The following is a 20,204-nucleotide window of genomic DNA, read 5'->3' on the forward strand; positions in this document are numbered from 1 at the left end:
ATTTATATCTTAATCATATTAGTTTTTGCTGTTTGAACATTCAAAATCTTGGTCGCCAAATCGATCTCCATTGCAATCATTTTTACCGTTGCTTTCTGATAAAAATCCTGTAAGTCTAATAGAATACTGTATTGTTTTTCAATTCGTTTTATAAAAATCATGGCTTTTAGGGAATCTCCTCCTAACTCAAAGAAATCATCTGTGATTCCGACTTTTTCATAATTAAAAAAATCTTGTATCATCTCGCACAATTCCGCTTCCAATTTGGTTTCAGGGGCGGTATAGGCGGTCACTACGACTGGACGTTCTATAGTATTTTTAGTAGTTAATACTGGATCTTCCGTTTTCTTAGATTCAGCTATAATATGATTCAGATCACGGTGAGACAGTATTAAACTCGAAATATTTTTGGTCAAAAATGAGTTTTTGAACACCGTAATAATTTCTTCATCGGTTAATTTTCTACCGGTTAAATCATCCAAATAAACCGTGATCCAGTGGTTCAGTTCATCGCTCTTATGTTCTTTGAATAAGGTGGTATAAATTTCAGATAAAACACCCGATCTGTATTTTGAGCCTTCTATTATGGAAGAAAGTCTTAGAGGAAACCAAACAAAATCTATATTTATGTTTTTAATAGCTTCGTAAAGATTGTCAATAAACCTAGTTTTAATCTTAACTTCAGTCGCCAAATCAGCTACATCTAATGGCTCTAAATCTACTTGATCGTTCCATAGTTCAGGATTGCATATTATTCCGGAAATACTGTCATGTTCTTTAAGAATGAATTCAATAGTTTCTTTAAATTGTTTTGGACATTCTAAATTGGTCTGATATTTTATTACATTTTCAGCTATTGAGTCCTCATTAGCGGTCGTATTACCGCAAAGCAATAAAACGTTGCTATTATTTGATAAAGAGGAGAGATGATCCACAATCGGTTTCACAATACCGGCTGTAGAGTGAATTACCAAATAATTTTTCTCTCCTTCAAATTCCGTACTTTTTTTAGTACTGTTTAATTTTATATTTTCAAAAAAGGGTACCCAACGATTGTTGTTTCTATAGGCTACAGTGCTATCTTTTTCGTTAAATATTAGATCATTAACAATATTTTCAATCAGTACCGGATCATCCTGATCCTGATCTGCGTCTAGTATATAATTCGTAAACAGCCTTTCTTTTCTATCAAATAAATCCGCCATTTTTATTGCGAAGTCCATTGAAATACTGCTTACTTCATTTCCTAAAACTCTAGTATTGAACTTAGATAAGAAAGTTACTTTTATTGAAAATTGATTTACTGATTCATACAAGAACTTTATAGGATTGTAGTTTACATCCCCTTCCTTTGGAGTATCAATCAACCAGTTATATATGACATTTATAACTTTAATTTTCTTTGCTTTTAAATCAGCAAACAGCTCCTGAAAATTAGTACTGTTATTAGGGTCAATGCTATAAATACCTGAATCCGACTTTACAAACGAAGATCCTTTAGTAACCATAACGATCTCATTACCCAGCGATAGCATTTGATTTTCTATAGCTGTTATGGTTTTTCCACTATTTGAAAAGATCAGATAAACTCCTTTTTCTTCAGATTTTTTTTCTGAGCTCTCGATTAACGATTTTTTCCAATTGTTTATATAATAGGAATTGAAAATGCTTCTTTCCGCATTTTTAAAAGCGCCTCCATTATTCATCAATTGGGTAATCGGACTTACTTTAACCGGTAATGTTGTTTTGTCAAATACATAAGTAGGAGCCGGTATTTTATAATGTTTTTGATAATCATAATAGGCTTCCCAGTCAACCTCAATTCCGTGTTCCCAAATACGGCCTAGAGACTCGTTAAAAAACTGATAATCATTGACATCATTTTTTATATGCCTAATTGAATGAATAGCTGTTTGATCCGAATTATAATATTGATTTTGTTTCAGAAAAGAAGTCAAAGTATGACCAGGGCCAATTTCTATATAGAGGCCATCTCCTTTTTGTAATAAATAATTTATACCGTCAAAGAAGTTCACTGTCCCTCTTAAATGAGCCACCCAATATTTTGCTGAAGTCGCGTCCTCTTTGGTTATTTCTTCACCTGTCAGATTAGATACAAATGGAAATTTAGGGAACGAAAGCGTGACTTTTTTAATAATTTCTTCGTACTCTTCCAAAATACTATCCATCATATCGGAATGAAAAGCATGAGAAGTTTTTAATGGCACATAACTTATGTTATTTTCACCCAGTATTTCCGTAAACTCTGAAATAGCCTTTTTTGTTCCGGATGCCACAAATGAATTTGCCGTATTTATGGCAGCAATAGACACGTTTTTTGGAAGTAAAGGCTTAATCTCAGCTAGATTTACCCCAATACCAATCATATCACCTTCTTCAATTTTTGCCATTAACTCAGCTCTTTTTGTCACTACATACAGAGCGTCTTCAAATGAAAAAACCTCGCTGATGCAAGCCGCTACGTATTCTCCTAAACTATGCCCTATCATACTGTCAGGTGTAACACCTAATCTTATATAGAGTTTTGCAAAAGCGTATTCTACTAAAAATAATAATGGCTGTGTATAAAAAGTATTATTAATTAGTTCTTTGTTAGCGGTTTCACTGTCGGTATATCCTAAGATTATACTGTAGTCTATTCCGGTTAATTTGGTTATTATTTTAAATCCTTTGTCAATTATTGATTGAAAGAAAGGATTATTTAAATACACTTCTTTAGCCATCAGAAAATACTGGCTGCCTTGACCGGAAAACATGAAAACAATCTTTTTTTTCCTGTTATTGCTAAGCTCCTTCTCCGGAACTGTATCAAACTGAATCAATTGATTTATCGCTTCTTCTTTATTTTTACAAACAATATAATTTCTGTATCTGAAATCTTTACGCCCCGTGTTTAGCGTATAGGCCAGAGCAGGAATCTTAATCTCTTCATTCTTTTCTAAAAAATTTCTGAGCGTTTTTTCATAATTTTTAAGAGCTGTTTTTGTTTTAGCAGAAAAAGTAATCAGCTGGTACGAGTTTGAATCGAAATTCTCTTTTAATTCCGGAGCTTCTTCCAGAACAACATGGGCATTTGTGCCTCCAATACCGAAACTACTTACGCCGGCATTTAATAATTGATCCTGATTAGACACCCACTTTTGCAGTTTATCATTTACATAAAAAGGCCCGGATTCAAAATTGATTTCAGGGTTTGCTTCATTATAATTTATAGAAGGAGGCAGCATCTTATTTTTAAGTGACAAAGCCGTTTTTATAACCCCGACAATTCCTGCAACCGCATCAAGATGACCCAGATTTGATTTAACAGAACCAATGGCGCAAGAATGGTTTTTATTATAATTAAATGCTTTGTTTAAAGCCTCTATTTCAACAGGATCTCCTAATTTAGTTGCTGTTCCATGTGCTTCTATGTAACTAACATCTTCAGGGGTTATTCCGGCAAAACTATGGGCTAATTTGATACAATCGGCTTGACCATTAACACTTGGCGCTGTATATCCTACCTTTCTTTTACCATCATTATTTACCGCAGTTGCTCTGATAACGGCATAAATATGGTCCTTATCATTTAGAGCATCTTCCAGTCTTTTTAAAACGACAACACCCACGCCCTCTCCAAAAGTAGTACCGGAGGAATCTTTGTCGAATGTTCTACAGTGACCGTCATTTGAAAATATTAAATCATCTTCATACAAGTATCCATACTCCGTTGTCGTATTAATGCTCACCGCACCAGCCAAAGCAGTTGAACATTCTTTTAATAATAAACTTCTACAGGCAATATGCAATGCTGTTAAGGCACTTGAACATGCTGTATTTATATAAAAACTAGGCCCTTTAAAATTTAGGCTATATGAAATTAAAGTACTGATGAAATTCTTATCTGCGAGTCTCGCTGTCATAAAAGAACCTACAGCATTATTTGGATTTAATAGCGTTTCAGCTCTCCAGTTTAAGTTATCTGATGCAGATAAATACAACCCTATTTTTTCTTTATATTGATCCAGATTATAGCTTGCATCTTCTAATGCCAACCAAACATGTTCGTGCATGATTCTTATTTGGGGATCCATAAGTTCTGCTTCTTCTTTTGTGTATCCAAAAAAAGAATAATCAAAGCTTTCAGAATTGTCAATAAAGGCGCTTGATTTGATATAATTAGGGTTTTTTAACAACTCTTTGCCTATGCCCAATTTTTCTAATTCTTCATCGTCATAAAAATGAATCAGTTCCTGCCCCTTTACAAGATTATTCCAAAAAGCTTCAATGTTTTCTGATTTATGAAACTTACCGGACATTCCAATAATTGCAATATCTTTTTTTCTTACACTATTTAATTTACTTTCCATTATTAGAAGAAGGTCTTTATAAAAATTAATTTATCAACAGATAAAATCTACGATGCACGTTTACTATTATTGGTTTGCTCTGACTCGCAAAATTGCTCCTATAGAAAATCTATAATTTCATCTATTTCATCAGAAAAAGAAGCTTTCTCATTCTCCGTTTCATCTTCTGATTGATGGAATACATTCTCCATTAAGTCACTTATATTAGAATATTGAAATAATAAAACCGGTTTAATAGTGGTATTAAACTGTGTATTAATCTCATTCAAAATCTTTATAAGTTTGATAGAATTTGCTCCGAGGTCGAAGAAGTTATCGTGAATTCCTATTTCCTGATGGCTTCTTTCTAGTTCCTTCGCTAAAATCTGAACTAATTTTTGTTCTGTTTCATTTCTGGCCGCTACATAATTTTCATTTGTAACAACCTTATATTCCTTAGGATCCGGAAGATCTTTATGGCTTATTTTTCCATTTGTGGTTAGAGGAAAACCATCTAATTGAACAAAATAGGAAGGGATCGCATAATCCGGTATTCTGCTGGCAAGGTATTTTCTAAGGTCCGAAGCATTTTGTACTTTACTCGAAACGAAATAGGCAATCAATTCATTTTCAGATTCATTATTTTTATTCACAACGACAGAAACCTCTTCGATATCCTCTTTATCAATTAAATAATGCTCTATTTCTTCTAATTCTATTCGATGCCCTCTAATTTTAACCTGGTTATCTTTTCTACCTAAATAAATTAAATCTCCAGTTTCTACCCATTTAACTAAATCTCCCGTTTTATATAGTCTAATGTTACCAATTGATTCTATTTCCTGTGTCACAAACTTTGTATCGGTAAGCGCTATATTATTAAGATAGGCTCTTGCCAATCCTTCGCCATAAACATGTAATTCTCCAACTACTCCAAAAGGGACTATTTGTTGAAATTTATCTAATACCAAACAGCCTAACGTAGGTATCGGTTGCCCGATATTACTTTCGATTGAAGCAATTTCTTTTTTAGTTATTTCCTTATAAGTGACATGCACGGTTGTTTCTGTAATACCGTACATATTGATTATTTTACAATCAGGGAAATGGTTTTTCCATGTTTTTAAAGAGGATGTTATCAAAGCTTCCCCTCCGAAAATAAGATATCGGGTACTAAAAGATTTATCTGAGCCTAAAACTATTTTTTGAAGATGTTTAAAAGCTGTTGGCGTTTGATTCAATACAGTTACACCTTGCTCAGCCAAAAAGTTAGAAAAAGCATTAAAATCTTTTGTATCCTCTTTTGTCACAACTGCCAGTTTACCACCGAAAAATAAGGCTCCAAAAATTTCCCAAACTGAAAAATCAAAATAATAGGAATGAAAAAGACACCAAACGTCATTTTCGTTGAAATCGAACTGAAAGTCTTTGTTGTAAAATAATCGAACGACATTGCGGTGTTCTATTAAAGTACCTTTAGGATTACCTGTTGTTCCTGAGGTGTAAATAACATAGGCTAAGTTATTTGGATTGATTTTTCTACTAAAACCAGTCTTGGTATAGTGGTCTTTCTTGTTTTCGAATTCGGTAACTACAGCACCATCGATACATAATTTTATACCGCTGTCTTTTTTAATATAATCCAATCGCTCCGTTGGATAATCGATTCCTAAAGGCAGATAGGCAGCACCGGTTTTTAATATCGCCAGTATTGCTATTACCACCCATTGGCTTCGCTCCAGTAACAGACCTACTAAATCTTCTTGCTGAATAGTATTATTGTCAACTAAATACTGCGCAAACTGATTTGATATTTCATCTAATTCTTTATAGGTGTAAGAGAAATTCTCATACGTTAAAGCAATTCTCTGCGGATGTTTTAAAGCTTGCTCATTGAATAAATCAATTATTGTTTTTTCATTAGGGAAAGGGGTATCTGTTTTGTCAAAAAGAGTAACTAACAGATTCTTTTCAGATTTGCTCAAATAATTCAATGCCTTTATTGAAACATTTGGTGTCAGGATACTGTTTTCAGCCAATTGAATAAAATGCATCATTATTCCGGACATAGTGGCTTTACTATAAACATCGGTATTATAGTTTAGTTTAAAAAGCAACTTATCGCCAATTTCGGCAAAATTTATTTCCAAATCCATTTTAGATAACTCTTCTCCTTTATCTACAATAACATTTGCCTCAATAGTATGTCCCCCTTTAATTTTATCGCCGGTATTCTGAAGCGCCATCATCATATCAAAAATGGCACTTCTACTGATATCTCTTTTGGTATTCAAATCATTTAAAATCTGATCAAACGGGTATTCCTGATGTGAGAAAGCACTTAATACTTGCTCTTTGGTTTTCTTGTAATGGGTTAAGAAATTATCTTCCGGATTAATTTTGTTTCTCAACACCAACGTGTTAACATAAAATCCTATTTGATTTTCCAGATCTATGTGGTTTCTACCAGCCACCGGAGTACCAATAAGAAGGTCCTCATGTCCCGTATATCTGTAAACCAAAGCATTCCAAAGTGCTAACAGGCTTATAAATAAACTGCCTTCCTGGTCTTTCGTAAAAAGCTTTAGAGAATTAGTTAACTCACTTGATAAATAGACCTCTAAAGTATTTCCTTTTTGAGTTTTTAATGGCGGTCTTGTTTTGCTACTTGGTAAGTCTATTATTGGCAACTCTCCCGACAACACCTCTGACCAATATTTTTTATGCCCTTCCTTTTCCGGTTTATTCAATCCTTCCAGTTGACTGGCTGCATAGTCTTTGTACTGAATTGACAGTGGCGATAATTGTACTTTTTCTTTGGTCGTAAATGCTTTATAAAATGACATTACATCGTTTGCTAATACGCCCATAGACCAACCATCACCAATAATATGATGCATATTGTAATGAAAAACGTATTGATCTACTGCAGTCTTAAGTATTGCGGCTCTTAATAAAGGCCCTTTTTCCAGATTAAATAGTTTCAATTTATCTTCTTGAATATAAGAGGATACAGCATTCATTGGCTGTTCTTCACCTGAAAAGTCTTCATATCCAATAAAAAAATCTACCTCGTCCTTATTCAAAACCCATTGCGATATTTGCTCTTTACTGTTCTTTTTAAAAACGGTTCTTAAAATTTCATGGCGTTCTATAACTGCAAATACGGCCTCTTGAAAAAGCTTTATGTCATAGTCTCCTTTTAATTCTACCTGCTGCGTTATATTATAAGAGGACAAGCCTTCTTCGAATTGATCTAATACCCAAAGACGCTGTTGTGATGAAGATAACGGATACCCATCAATTGATACCGATACCGGAGCAATTGCCAATGCTACATCACTCGTTGTTTTTTGCTCTTTTAAGTATTGAACTAAAGCTTCTTTATCTTTTTTGATTCTGGAAATAAGCTCTTGCGGTATTTCCTGATGGTTAAATTTTAGTTTTAAATCCTCCCCGTCTAATGAAATATAAATTTCATTTTCTCTTAATTCTTTTAATAAATTTTTCATTGCTTAGCCTCAAATTATCAATTGATTAACCTGTATTTTATCTTCTTGTAACCATTTCTTTTCTTCTATTAACAAGGAAAGGTCGTATACCGTTTTATTTGAAAAGATCTCCGCAATTGTAATTGCGATACCTGTTTCTTTCTTCAAAATATTAATCAGCACCATCGCCTTCAATGAATCCCCTCCTAATGAAAAAAAGTCATCTTGTGTTCCAACTCCTTTTAAACCAAATAAATCCTCAAAGATTTTAACCATTTGAGATTCCTTTTCCGTTTTGGGTTCGGCATAACTGGTTTTAAGTGTTTTCCTGTTTATTTCAGCATTCAGTATCGACTTAACTTCCTTTTTAATGGCACTTACTGGATTGTGAATATCTCTTTTGGAGACTATAATTTGTTTTATATCCTCATAAATAAATGAGTTATGAAAAGTTGTCACTACTTCTTTTTGATTGATCCAGGGTTCTTCTTCTTGTACTCTATCCAGATTTATAATAGACCAATTGGCTTTTGCTTTTTGCAGTACTATACTATCCATTAATGCAGAGGCAGAAGCATATGCGCCATAAGAAATTCCACCTAAAAAAGAAGACAAGCTTGATATCACTTTTACAAAATCTACTTTTCTGTCTCTGGTAATTCTTTCAATATTTAAAAATCCGTTTACTCTTGGTGAAAAATGCTTTTCTATAATATTATCTGTAATCGTATTTACTAATGCAATTTCTGTGATATCAATATTCCTTGCCATATGAACAATCCCATCAATAGTTCCATGTTCACTTTCGATACTTTCAAATGCCAGTAAAAAACTTTCATAATCCGCTATATCAACATGCAGGGAAGTGATGGTCCCTGAATACTCTTTTAGTTTTTCATATAATTGTTTCTGCTTTTTATTCCATTGCTGGGGAAATGCATTAGACAAGATTATTACATTAGCTTGGTACTCTTTTAAGAGGTGAGAGGCCAAAGCATATTCAATATCGTCTAACATTCCGATGATCAAATAATTCCCCTTTTCTTTTATGATTGGGGCTCTGTATTTATCCTTTTGCCCTATCTCTAAAGATTCGTAATTCGGTATCCATCTGCGCCCATTTCTAAAGGCTACCTTATAATATTTGGTTTCCATTTCCAACTCGCCGGATACTTCGAAGACTGATTTTTCGAGTTCATCATTTACATCAATATCAATAGAAGTGGCATATATATTGACAAACTCCTGAGTTAAAACGTTTAACATAGTCTCCGTGTGCTGATTGATGTTAGTGCTGTTTTCTGCTCCGGTAACTGTATTATTTTTATCATTAATTACAGCTATTTTCTTAGGTTCCGTTATTTCGTCTAACTTAAAAGCTTTAATTATTGTTTGAATAGTATTAAACGTAAGGTTATAGTCCTGATACTTTCTATGTACTTCAGTAGCATTCTTATGAGACAGCTCCCAAGCATAAATAATAAAATCGAACTTGAAATTTACTGTTCTTAAATGCGAGTTAAGCTCCTCATAATCTCCTAACACCTCAGGATTTACAATTATCTTATTAGGATTTTCCGCTTCAAATCGTTCTCCTTTGACAATTTCAATTATATGTTTTCCATCTGTCTTTAATTTTTTGATCAATTCATTGTTAAATAATGATCCATCATTAAAAAAAAGATATTTCTCGGCTTTAGAAAATAGAGTTCCTTTGTTTTTACTTCTTGGAATATATTTCCATGAAAGTATATACACGGATTCTGAAATTTCTTTTTTTCCGGGTTCCAAAGCATCTCTCTTTAGAAAATTTTCGTCTATCGTTACTTTAGACGGAACATCATAACGATCAAAATCATAGGTAGGAATTGAGAGTCTGTTCGGTTTTCCTCCCTCATAATAAACCTCCCAATTAATGTCTATTCCATTGCTCCATAACTGTCCTAAAAAATCTGCAAAATACTTGTCGTCATCTACTGTTTCTTTATGATGTTTTACGGTAGTTATTACATCGTTTTCCAAATTTATATTCTGGCTCTTTTTATAAAATGTTGCCAATGTTCTGCCAGGCCCTACTTCTATAAATAAAGAATTATTGAGAGCTATAAGCTCTTTTATTCCTTTTTCAAATTCTACTTTTTCTAATATGTGATTAGACCAATATTTTATTGAAGTGCTTTCTTCATCAGTTATAAATTTTCCGGTTATGTTAGAAATAAATGGTATTTCAGACTTTTGGAGTGTTATGCTTTCTAATTCTTTTTCAAAATCTTCCTGTATTTCATTCATCATTGTTGAATGAAAAGCATGTGATGTTTTTAATAGTACAAATGGAATTTCTTCCTCCTCTAATTGTTTTTTAACTAAAGCGATACTTGTTTCTGTACCGGAAACAACAAAAGAATCATGAGCATTTATTGCGGCAACAGAAACACCCTCAATTATTTCTTTTTTGATCTGGTTAATTGATATTCCAATGCTTAACATCTCTCCTTTTGGGACTTTTGACATTAATTCGGCTCTTTTAGCGACAATTTTCAAAGCGTCTTTAAAAGTAAAAACCCCACCAATTGTAGCTGCGACATATTCTCCCAGACTATGACCAATCATATAATTGGGTTTAACACCAATAGAAATCAGCAATTGAGCAAGTGTATATTCAAACAAAAAGAGAATCGGTTGGGTAAACAACGTTTCGTTTATTCTCGTATCTGCTACTGCGTCAGCATTAAATAAGATATTTTTATAATCAAAATCGTTAAATTCCTTTAAATACAGTAACCCCTGGTCTAACGTTTCTTTGAATAAAGGGTAGGTTTGATAAAGCTCTTTACCCATATTCACATATTGGCTTCCTTGACCGGAAAACATAAAGATTATATTATTTTTAGGAGAAAGAGCGGTTGCGAACGTATTCTTATCCTTGAGAGCTTGTATCAAATCATCGCCTTCTTTTACAATCAGGTATTTTCTAAAATCAAATTGTTTTCTTCCTATTTGTAAGGTATAGGATAAGTCTTCTATACTTAACTCTTTTTTATGCTCAATAAATTTTAAAAGCTTCTCTTCATAACGCTCCAGAGCATTTTCTGTCTGAGCAGAATATCGAACTAATTTATATTTAGATTTTACTTTTGTATTCTCATTTAGGGGTGCTTCCTGAAGAATTACATGAATATTTGTTCCGCCAATTCCCAACGAACTAACGCCGGCCGTACGAGCCTTTCCATCCACATTTTCCCATTTTTTAGAAGAATGATTGACATAGAATGGACCTTCATTAAAATTGATCGTTGGATTAGGGCTTTCATAATGTAAACTTGCCGGAATAGTTTTATGGTTTAGTGACAAAGCTGTTTTTATTAATCCTGCAATTCCTGCTGCCTCGTCGGCGTGCCCCATATTTGATTTTACCGTACCAATAGCACACTTATGGCTGGTGCTATTATTAAATGCAATATTTAGGGATTCTATTTCGATAGGATCTCCGATTTTAGTACCTGTACCATGAGCTTCTATATAAGAAATATCTTCCGGCTCAACTCCTGCTATTTTATGAGCCAACTTTATACATTCTATTTGTCCCGTAACACTGGGCATTGTATATCCGGCTTTGGCATTTCCATCGTTATTCATGGCAGAACCTTTTATAACGGCATAAATATTATCATTGTCCTTAATTGCTTCTTCCAGTCTTTTTAAAACAACTACACCGGCACCATCAGAACCAATTGTCCCCGATGATTGACTATCAAAACTTCGATTATGCCCGTCGATTGACATGATCGATCCTTCCTGATATTTATAGCCGTAATCATTTTCTGAAAGTAATCTTATACCCCCCACTACAGCAGTTCCGCATTCACTTAAAAGCAAACTGCGGCAGGCCAGATGCACCGTACTTAAGGATGTTGAGCAAGCGGTATCAATAAAATAACAAGGTCCTTTAAAATTTAATTTATGTGCTATCAGAGAGGCCATAAAATTGGGGTTAGACATCTTACTCTTCGTCAATTCATCAACATTAACATCATTTGTCAAAGACGTATATAAACTCCAATTTAAATCCTTGTTAGCACCTAAAAAGACTCCGATTTTTTTAGTATATCGCTCTATATCACATGCAGCATCTTCTATAGCTTCCCAAACCAAATGATGCATCATCCTTGTTTGAGGATTCATTATTCTTGCTTCGTCCAGTGTATATTTAAAAAAGGGGTAGTCAAAGAAATTTGTATTGGCTACAAATGAGGCCGCTTTTATGTAATTTTTACGGTTCAACACTTTTTTTTCAATACCTTTTTCTTTCAGCTCATCGTCTGTAAAAAAATGGATCAATTCTTTTTCCTCCACCAGATTTTTCCAAAACTCCTCTATATTATCTGATTTTGGAAACCTTCCCGACAATCCAATTATAGCTATATCTTTTTTCATTTCGTACGTAACATTAGATTCTTCAATTAATTCACCACTTCTTTTATTAATCTTACAAATCGTTCATAAAATCCATTAATTCCTCCACATCTTCCATTTCATTTTCTTCTATTTTTACTGTATTGGATAACTTATCCTGATTCAGGTTTTCTCCCAAAGTTCGTATCGTCGGATATTGAAAAAAGGATATGATTTTTAAATCTGTATGCAAAGCGGTGTTCAATATCGCTAGTAACTGAAAGGCTTTCATGGAATTACCTCCAATTTCAAAAAAGTTATCATCGATACTAATTTGCTCCAGTTTTAAATAGTCACCCCATAATGTTGCCAGCTTTTCTTCCATTTCATTCCTTGGAGCCACATAGTTTTTAGTTGCACTAATTTCCTCGTTCGGAGCAGGCAGTTTTTTATAATCAATTTTGCCGTTTGGTGTTTGCGGAAAGTCATCAAGTGTTATTACATATTGAGGTATCATGTAGTGAGGCAAACGCAATCTTAAGAATTCTTTGATGCTGTTTTCTTCTGTATAACTTGCCGTTTTGATATAAGCTACAAGGAAAGTTTGTCCTTTGTTTTCAAAAGTTGAAATAGCACTTTGCGTTACCGTTTCATGCTCAAGAATTACATTTTCTATTTCTTTTAATTCAATTCTGTGCCCTTTAATTTTTACTTGGCTGTCTATTCTTCCCTGATATTCTAACTCTCCATTAGAAATCCAACGAGCCAAATCACCTGTTTTATATATTTTTTGGTTGTATTCAAAAGGGTTGTCTATAAATTGTGACGATGTTAGTTCATCATTGTGTAAATACCCTAAAGATACCCCATCTCCACCTATGCATAATTCTCCTGAGACCCCTACCGGACATAACTGGTTATAGGCATCCAGAATATAAATTTTTGTATTTGCAATAGGCTTTCCTAACGTTACATCGTTGCTTGTTGCTACCGTTTTTACAGAAGACCAAATCGTTGTTTCTGTAGGCCCATACATATTATAAATATCATTCTTGACTTCGCTAAGAAGCTTTTCTGCAAGTGCTTTTTTTAATGCTTCTCCACCAACTAAAAGCGTCTTTATTTGCTGTAGTGCTTCTTTTCCTTTCGTATTCAATAAAAATTCTTCGTAAAACGATGGCGTAGATTGCATGTGTGTAACCTTATGCTGCTGAATAAGTGTTGTCACCTCTTCGTCCGATGTTAATTTATTCATGCGATTTACAATAAAGTCATACTGAACTTTAGATCTTCTTACCAACTCTTTTAAGCTAAATAAATGATCCAGATTTTCCAGTACCTTTTTTTCCTCTACTCCAAAATCAATCAAACACGCTATTTCATTAACATTAATATTGTAGGCGCGGTTTATTATTTCCAAACAGGTTTCCGGAGTTCCAAACAAACTACTGCTTTTATAAAATCTTAAAAAACCCATATCTAATAAGGCTTCTTCGTCACTTTTTAAGTCCAGCCCTTGCTCTTCTGCAAGAGGTTTTAGAAGATCCAGCGAGTTTCTTAAATAATTTTTAAAGGGCTCTTCGACAATATTCTTTACCTCTTCCGCATTATTTCCGACATAAGTATGTAACATCAACGCTACTTTTCCTTTCTGCGAATCAAATCCGTTCTCTTTAAGCGTTTGTCTGTATACTTCTATTTTTTCGCCTAAATCTTCAATACTCTGGCCTAACAAATGGGTCAGAACATTGGCTCCAATGCTTCCTGCATATCTAAACGTCTCTACACTTCCTGCGGCAGTCACCCAAATTGGAAGTTCTTTTTGCACGGGTGTAGGATGTATTTTAAATTCAAAGTCTTTCCCTATTCCGTTTTTACGGGTTAAGGTTTCTCCTCTCCATAACTTTTTTAGCAGGTCTATTTTTTCATGCATCAATTGATGACGATTCTGATAATCATTGGGTGCTAAAACAAAATCGTTTGGATGCCATCCGGAAGCAATAGATAATTCTACTCTCCCTTCAGATAAATTATCGATCATTGACCATTCTTCGGCAACTCTTACAGGATCATGTAGCGGCAATACCACACTTCCTGAGCGAAGTTTTATATTTTTTGTAATGGTTGAAACTGCGGCGGCGGCAATTGATGGATTGGGAAATTGATCTCCAAAATCATGAAAATGTCTTTCCGGAACCCAGATCGCTTCAAATCCGTTTTTATCGGCATATCCGGCCCCTTCAATAAGTAGTTTGTATTTATTGGTTTCCGAACTTGTTCCGGTAGGAAAATAAAACAAACTGAAATCCATTTTAGGTTTAGGCAGAATAGGAACCGGTCTTTCTAAGTGAATTACAACCTTACTTCCGCGAGTTAATGTCCATAACAATTCCAGAATTGAAATATCAAAACTTATACTGGTCATGGCTAACCACACTTCATGCTGAGTTGTCTGATCAAACTTCAGATTCATTCCCTCCATAAAGTTCACTAAATTCCTGTGGGATACTTTTACCCCTTTTGGTTTACCGGTAGAGCCTGAAGTATAAATAACATATGCCAATGACGAACTTTCAATTTCTGGCAGGTAAGACGCTTCTAATGACTCCGCATCCAAGGTAGCTACGGAAATGGTTTTAACGTTTTTAGAAATTATGTCTTGGGTCTCTTGGTCTGTTAAAACAATTTTTGTTTTACTGTGTTCTATGATATAGTCAATACGATCCAATGGGTAAAATGGATCTAATGGCAAATAGGAAGCTCCTGACTTTAGTATTCCAAGAATCGCAATCATCATTTCCATAGAACGTCCCAAGCAAACACCTACTGTGGTATTTGATTGTACATCCTGTTTGTGAAGATAGGACGCCAATCGTGTAGATTTTTCGTCCAGTTCTTTATAAGTCATCTCTTTTCCATCGCATACCAGAGCAATTTTTTCAGGAAACAGCATGGCTTGTTTTTGAAACAAAGAAACAGTTGTTGCCTTCGTATCGTACTGATGCGTCGTAGCATTGAATTTATTTAAGAGCTCTTCTATTTGTTTACTATCCAAATACTTTGTGCTTTTAATATCCAATTGTGGTTCTTTGACACTTTGTGCTATGAAGTTTTCATAATTAACCGCCAGATCTTCAATGAATTTTTTCTGAAAGAGATCCGTATTGTACTCTATAGATAAGCTCAGATTGCTTTCGTCTTCAAAAAAAGTAAATGTTAAGTCATACTTGCTGACTGTGCTCTCATAATTCGTATAAAAAGAACATTTTAATCCTTCAAAAAACAAATCAGAACTTATTGATTCGTCGTTTTTTTGCTGATGTGCCACCAGAATATCAAACAAAGGGGAGCGGCTTACATCTCTGCTTAAATTAAGTTTATCTACCAAGTCTCCAAATGAATAACCTGAATTTGAATACGCTTCTTCTAAGGTTTGCTTTTGCAGGTTGAATAAATCTAAAAAAGAACTATCTCCCTGAAATTGCATGCGTATTGGCAACGTATTAATATACAAGCCAATTTGATTTTGAAGTTCGGCATGATTCCTTCCGGAAACTGGGGTACCTAAAATAATATCCGTTTGAGAAGTATATCGATACAATAATCCATTTACAGCTGCCATCAATGACATAAAAAGAGTTCCTTTGTTTTCGCTTGAAAACACTCTTAAGCTTTTTAAATTTTTCTGACTTATTGTATGTGTGTAACTGGATCCTTTATAGGTCTTTAAAGCTGGTCGGGATTGATAAGTTGGTAAGTTAATTACCGGCAATTCTCCTGAAAATTTTTCTAACCAATATTTTTCTTCGCTTTTTACATTTTCTTTATCACTAACCCACTCGGCATAATCTTTAAATTGTATCGGCAGCTCCTGTAAATTAATCGGGTTTTCGGAAACTAAACTATTATAGATTTGTGCTAAATCAGACATCAAAATTTCTAAAGAAGCCCCGTCCGATATGATATGATGGATATTAATTCCTAAATAATATTCCTTGTCGTTTTTGTGCAATAACAGCGTTTTCAAAAAAGAAGATTCTTTTAGTTCAAACGGTGACTTTATAAAATCGGTTACAATACTTTTTATTTCTTCGTCCGAACAATTATTTCTGACTTCCATTTGAAAGTCGGCCTCTTGTAAAACTTTTTGAGCTATTTCGCCATTTTCCTGTAGTACAAAATGTGTTCTTAAAACCTCATGTCGCATCACAAGCGCATTAACCGCTTGTTGTAATTTACCGGTATTTATATCGCCTTCCAATTTTAAAACAATAGGCAAATTGTAGGCACTGTTAATATCTTCCATTTGGCATAAAATCCAAAATCGCAATTGAGAAGAGGTTACCGGGTATAACTCTTTTTTAGCTGCTTTAAGAATTTTATTAGAAGAACTAACTAATGTTATTTTCTTTAAGTAATCGAGAATACTTTCTTTATTTTCTTTTACCAGTTCAATGAGCGAGTTATCAATATCTTCTTCCAGAAAAATCAATTCAAGATTTTCCCCGGATAGTTTCACATCTAAACCCTTTAATCTTATTTCTTTTAAAATAGAGGCTGCTTTCATTTTATATAAGAATTTTTTTCTTCTCCGTTAATGTTACTTGATTTTGTAACGACTTTAAATTTTCGATATGTAGCGCTACCGATTCAATAGTCGGATCACTTAAAAACAATTCAAATGTTATTTCAGTAGTTAACTCTGTCTTTATTTGATTTAACATTTTATGCATTCTCAGACTATGCCCGCCTAATTCAAAAAAGTTATCCAAGATTCCTACCTTATCAATCCCTAATAGATCTTTCCAGATTTCTGCTAATTGCTTTTCTATGTCCGTTTCCGGTGCTATATATTGTGTAGTAACTAAAGCACTGTCATCGATCTCAGGCAATGCTTTTTTATTGATTTTCCCGTTAGGTGTAAGCGGGATTTCATCCAAGATAACGATATGAGAAGGTAACATGTAGTCCGGAAGAACCTTGCTTAATTGTTTTTTTAAGTAAAGTCGGTCAATGGCTGCAGTTGGTACAATATAAGCCACTATCAGTTGCTCCTTTTCTTTATTCACAACATCAACAAAAGCTTGATTTACATGATCTTGAATCAGAATAACATTTTTAATTTCTTCTAATTCAATTCTATATCCTCTAATTTTTATTTGATTATCATTCCTGCCTAAATAGATGATATTGCCTGTATAATCTTCATAGGCTAAATCTCCTGTTTTGTATAAACGCTCGTCTTTTTCAAACGGATTGGCGATGAATCGCTCGTTAGTCAGATCAGGTAATTTTAAATAGCCCAGCGCTAAATGTTCCCCTCCAACATAGATCTCACCTATTACTTTTTTAGGTACCGGTTGCTGATTCTTATCTAATAAATATATGGCGGTATTGGCTACAGGCTTTCCTATTGGTACATAAGATACAATTTCGTTTTCCTCCTTACACATTGTATAACTGGTCACTACATGGGTTTCTGAAGGGCCATAATGGTTGTGTAATTTGACTTTTGGGTTTTGTACCAAAAATTCTTGTAAGGTATTATTCGCCATTAATTGCTCCCCGGAAGATATAATGTGTTTAATTTCATGGTTTTTAACAAACGTTTCTTTTGGAAAATCAAAAAAGTTTGTCAAGGCAGAAAATGGAAAACACAACACTTCAATAGCATTGCCAACAATGAAATCTAAAAGTCTCCTGAAATCAATTTTCATTGCTTCCGGAGTTATATACAGAATCCCTCCACTACTTAACACAAACCAACAATCCTGTAAAGAGACGTCAAAACTAAAGGAGGTATATTGCAAATGCTTTAATCCTGATTCTATACCCGAATCATAAATATTCCATTGAATTAAGTTGCTGAGCATTCTATGGGTTTGTACCACCCCCTTAGGATGTCCGGTAGAGCCTGAGGTGTAAATAACGAAGGAAGGATCATCTAATTGATTTACGATATTCAGATTACTGTCATCCCATTCAGAAAATGCAAATTGATCTAAATTGATTATGGCTGCCTTTTCTGATAATTCTTCGTCAAATAAATCTATTGTTGAAATTACTGTTTGTATTTCAGCATCTTCCAAGATATACTCTTTACGTTCAATATGATATTTATGATCAATGGGAACATAACATCCACCGGCTTTTATAATGCCTATCATTGCCAGGACATTTAAATGCGAACGTCCCAAAATTACTCCTACATTAGTTTGTGGAGTTACGTTGTATTTTTCTCTTAAGCAATGTGCTAATTGATTGGTGTATTCATTTACTTCTTTATATGTTAATGAAATATCTTCGTATTTAACCGCTACATTTTCCGGTGTGCGTTGTACTTGATTTTCAAAAAATTCTATCACGCATTTTTTTACATATTTTTCCGTTGCAGCTTCTTGTTTAAGTACTCCTTCCTTCTCTGTAAGATAGTTTAGTGCTCCTATTCTTTTTGCAGGTTGCGTCAATAATAGGTGTACTATTTTTTTATAATGCGTTATAAACTGTGCTATGAATTTTTCTTCAAATAAATCGGTATTGTATTCTACCTTAAGGGATAACAAGTCATTTTCGGTCTCTTCTACATACACTAATAAATCAAATTTACTGGTCGTATATTTTTCGACTGTAATTGCTTCTGAAAAAGCTTCGTTGTCAAATTGTTCTTCGTTTTTTGCTCCTTCTTTTGGCAAAACCACCAGCATCACATCAAAAAGAGGATTTCTGGAAGCATCCTTTTTTAAATTCAAAGCTTTTACTACTTCTTCAAAAGGATATTGCTGATTGTTATGTGCTTCTAATATGGATTGTTTTACGGCTGTAAAAAAAGTATCAAATGAATCGGATTGTTCTACTCTGTTTCTAATGGCCAAAGTATTGGTATAAAACCCTATTTGATTATGTAAATCCATATGCTCTCTGGCAGCAAAAGGACTTCCTATAATAGTGTCATTATTTCCCGTGTATTTCGCCAACATCACATGCAAAGTGCTTAACATTACCATATACAATGAACCTTCCTGGCTTTTTTGGTACGAGCTTACAGCATTAGAAATGTCGGTATTAAAATAGGTTTTCAACGTTTGTCCGTTGTACGTTTTTACGGGTGGACGTGTACCTGTAATGGGTAATTCTAAAACCGGCGTTTCGGTTGAAAGTTTAGTCAACCAATAATCCTTTTGTTTTTGAAAAGATACTCCTTCAAGATTATCCAAATTCCATAACGTATAATCTTTATACTGAATTCTTAATTCTTCCAGTGCGGGTACTTTATTCGCCTGTAAAGCCTTATAACCTGTCAATATTTCGCTCTTTAAAATTGGAATTGACCAGGCGTCACAGATAATATGATGTAAAATACAGGAGAAATAATAGCTGTTGTTGTCATACTTTAATAAAGCAGCTCTTAACAAAGGGCCATTCTCTAAATCAAACGGCACATTTGCTTTTCCTTTGATGTATTCGTTTACTTTGGACAAAGAGTCCGCAGCTTCTGAATAATCCTCGTAATCGAGATTAAAGTTTAATTCTTGTACGGATAGTATCTGTTGTTGTGGTTCTTTTTCTGCATTGAGTCGAAATACGGTACGCAATATTTCATGTCGATTCAGGACATAAATTATGGCTTCTTCTAAGCTATTTTGATCATAATCACCTTCTAATTTAACTTCAAAAGGAATGTGATAGGCTATAGAGGCTGTAGTGGACTGTGATTCAAACCAAATTCTAAATTGTGCATTGGAAACAGGATAACTAAGTGCTTCTTTGGCTTTGGGTATTTCTTTAAATTTATTGATCGAAATAGATTGTAAATAACTTATAATCTGTTCTTTATTATTTCTTACTATTTCCACTACCTCATCCTCCACAGTCTCTTTTAACAGAGATACTTCCAGCTGATTCCCGACTAGCTTTACCGCTACTCCTTTTTCTCTTAGTTCTTTAATTAAAAAGATTGTTTCCATGTGTA

The 20,204-nt window shown here is 34.0% G+C and carries 5 protein-coding genes; all 5 read right to left on the minus strand.

What is annotated here, in order from left to right; translation table 11 throughout:
* Positions 1-2: 2 nt before the first annotated feature.
* The gene (locus LNP23_RS19470) at positions 3-4,373 is read right to left on the minus strand and encodes a type I polyketide synthase (protein WP_230002494.1); all 4,371 of its coding nucleotides are present in this window, start codon (positions 4,371-4,373) and stop codon (positions 3-5) included.
* A 98-nt stretch (positions 4,374-4,471) separates the two neighbouring features.
* Positions 4,472-7,864 carry a non-ribosomal peptide synthetase gene (locus tag LNP23_RS19475; protein ID WP_230002495.1) on the minus strand — a complete coding sequence of 1,131 codons (3,393 nt, stop codon included), beginning with the start codon at positions 7,862-7,864 and terminating at the stop codon, positions 4,472-4,474.
* A gap of 9 nt (positions 7,865-7,873) precedes the next feature.
* Positions 7,874-12,277, minus strand: a complete 4,404-nt coding sequence (locus LNP23_RS19480) for a type I polyketide synthase (protein ID WP_230002496.1) — start codon at positions 12,275-12,277, stop codon at positions 7,874-7,876.
* Positions 12,278-12,329: 52 nt separating this feature from the next.
* Positions 12,330-16,802 (minus strand): MupA/Atu3671 family FMN-dependent luciferase-like monooxygenase, encoded by a 4,473-nt coding sequence (locus LNP23_RS19485; RefSeq protein ID WP_230002497.1) that lies wholly within the window; start codon positions 16,800-16,802, stop codon positions 12,330-12,332.
* A gap of 1 nt (position 16,803) precedes the next feature.
* Positions 16,804-20,199, minus strand: coding sequence for a non-ribosomal peptide synthetase (locus LNP23_RS19490; RefSeq protein ID WP_230002498.1), 3,396 nt, complete (start codon positions 20,197-20,199; stop codon positions 16,804-16,806).
* Positions 20,200-20,204 lie beyond the last annotated feature (5 nt).

Origin of the sequence: Flavobacterium cupriresistens (assembly GCF_020911925.1) — a bacterium.
Taxonomy (GTDB): domain Bacteria; phylum Bacteroidota; class Bacteroidia; order Flavobacteriales; family Flavobacteriaceae; genus Flavobacterium; species Flavobacterium cupriresistens.

Bases quoted from the DNA above. Each gene is read 5' to 3' on its own strand.
- LNP23_RS19470 (WP_230002494.1), bottom strand. From the start codon at position 4,373: ATGGAAAGTAAATTAAATAGTGTAAGAAAAAAAGATATTGCAATTATT.
- LNP23_RS19475 (WP_230002495.1), bottom strand. From the start codon at position 7,864: ATGAAAAATTTATTAAAAGAATTAAGAGAAAATGAAATTTATATTTCA.
- LNP23_RS19480 (WP_230002496.1), bottom strand. From the start codon at position 12,277: ATGAAAAAAGATATAGCTATAATTGGATTGTCGGGAAGGTTTCCAAAA.
- LNP23_RS19485 (WP_230002497.1), bottom strand. From the start codon at position 16,802: ATGAAAGCAGCCTCTATTTTAAAAGAAATAAGATTAAAGGGTTTAGAT.
- LNP23_RS19490 (WP_230002498.1), bottom strand. From the start codon at position 20,199: ATGGAAACAATCTTTTTAATTAAAGAACTAAGAGAAAAAGGAGTAGCG.